Consider the following 1756-nt stretch of genomic DNA (forward strand, 5'->3'; position numbering starts at 1 on the left):
AATAATGCTCATGATGGTGCTTTCCGTTTGTGCGATCACGCGAACTGTTCGCGCAGCCGCTTCTTGTTCAATTTGCCCACGCTCGTCTTTTCGAGTCGATCGACGATCTTCACCACCTGCGGCACGGCGTACTTTGATATCTGTCCCGTCTGGCTGAACGCGAGCACGTGATTCGTGATGTCGTCCTCCGAGACTGCCTGTGCGAATTCATCGCGAAGCGGCCGTGATCACGCTTCAGTTCGGAGAGCCTTGACGGTAATCAATGCGCCTGTTGCGTCGATGGGATGCGCCGGTCCACCACTCACAGAAACGACTCATGCACGCAGTTATGCGCATGGATCACGAGACGCTCGCCGCCGTCGTCGTTCTTGACGAACTCATGCACGGCCGCCGGGCAGTAACGCGATTCCGGACCCGCATAGGTCTGCCAGTTCACATTGACCGGCACCGACGGGTCTTTCAGCGTCAGATGCGCCGGCCAGTTCTCCTCGTGATTCGTGTTCGAAATGAACACCCACGAGAGCCGGTCGAAGGTTGATCCGGCTTCGGATACGTGATCGGGTTGCATTGCGAAGCGGGCTTGAGCATCTCGTGAACCGAATGCTGATGGTGCAGCTTTCGCGGTACGTTGAGGTCGGCGGACCGCCTCATTCGTCGGCCCCGTCGCTTTGCCGTGCGGACTGCGGCAGCTTACATGCCGCCAAATGGCTTTTGCACAGTCAGCTTGTTGGTGACCGAAGTGACTTCGGGAACGCCCTTCGCGATGTCCGCGACCGTGCCCACCTGGGACGCGTCCGTGACTGAGCCATTGAGCGTCACAGCGCCGTCTTTCGCGATGACGCTGATGTTGCCCGCACTGATCTCCTTGTGCTTCGCGATGGCGCTATAGACCTGCCGGCGCAGGGTACGATTCGCCTTTGTTCCTGTGGCCGGTGCCGCTGAACCCGAGGCCGCCATTGCGGATGCACCCGGTGCACTGGCCGTGTCGCTGGTCTGGGACCATGCGGTCATGGATGTTGCAACGATTACGGCTCCGACAGCCAGCCTGAATGTCTTGATGCTCATCATTGAGTACTCCCCGACGCTAGTGTGTTAAGTTAAAAGTTCGATTTAGGTGGCACGCATTGCCGGCCGTTCCCGACTCGGTGGGAATATGCGCCACGCGCTGTCTTGGTGTCGAAAAAAGAACATCGCAACCGGACCTGCCGCCGTTAATCTTTCGACGCACACATAGCATTCGCGTTTGGATCGTCTGTTGCGGAACTCAGTCACCCGAAGTCCGTTGGCCGGATCCGGGGCCAGCCAGTGCTCGACAATCTCGCGCAACGAGTTATTCGCTTTACTCATGACTTATCGTTCCGGTTATTTGATGCCACGGCCGTGCCTATGCATGTGATTAGTTGTGGGTTAAAGGTTGGCCGAATCAGAAGGCATGTCGGATGCCGGCCATCGCCGCGGTGGTCGACTTGCCCGGCGCGACGGGAGCCCCATAGACGACTGTCTGGTTCATGGTGCCATCGTTGTTGACATACCCGACTTGCGCGTACGCCTTGGTCCGCTGCGACAGGTTGTACTCGGCACCCACCGCGACTTCGCTCGAATGATTCGCCGAATGGTTCCGGTCCTTCAGGTAGTAGAAGCCGGACGTGACCTTGAAGCGCGGACTGAACTGGTAGCCAAGGCCGCCGGATGCCATTTCGAAGTCCGCGGTGTTGGTGTTCGCCGGGTTCTTGCCAATGCCGTACGAGGCGGATAT

Annotated in this window: 2 protein-coding genes and 1 pseudogene; all 3 read right to left on the reverse strand. The window is 58.5% G+C overall.

The genetic code is table 11. The annotated features are described in order from the left end of the window. Positions 1–316: 316 nt before the first annotated feature. A pseudogene (locus AWB81_RS42660) lies at positions 317–630 on the reverse strand (4Fe-4S dicluster domain-containing protein); the annotation flags it as partial. A 60-nt stretch (positions 631–690) separates the two neighbouring features. Then, positions 691–1068, reverse strand: coding sequence for a BON domain-containing protein (locus AWB81_RS42665; RefSeq protein ID WP_062644580.1), 378 nt, complete (start codon positions 1066–1068; stop codon positions 691–693). Between the two features lie 355 nt (positions 1069–1423). After that, on the reverse strand, positions 1424–1756 hold a 333-nt coding region (locus AWB81_RS42675; protein ID WP_144444384.1), incomplete at its 5' end, for a porin.

Source organism: Caballeronia arationis (assembly GCF_001544975.2).
Classification (GTDB): domain Bacteria; phylum Pseudomonadota; class Gammaproteobacteria; order Burkholderiales; family Burkholderiaceae; genus Caballeronia; species Caballeronia arationis.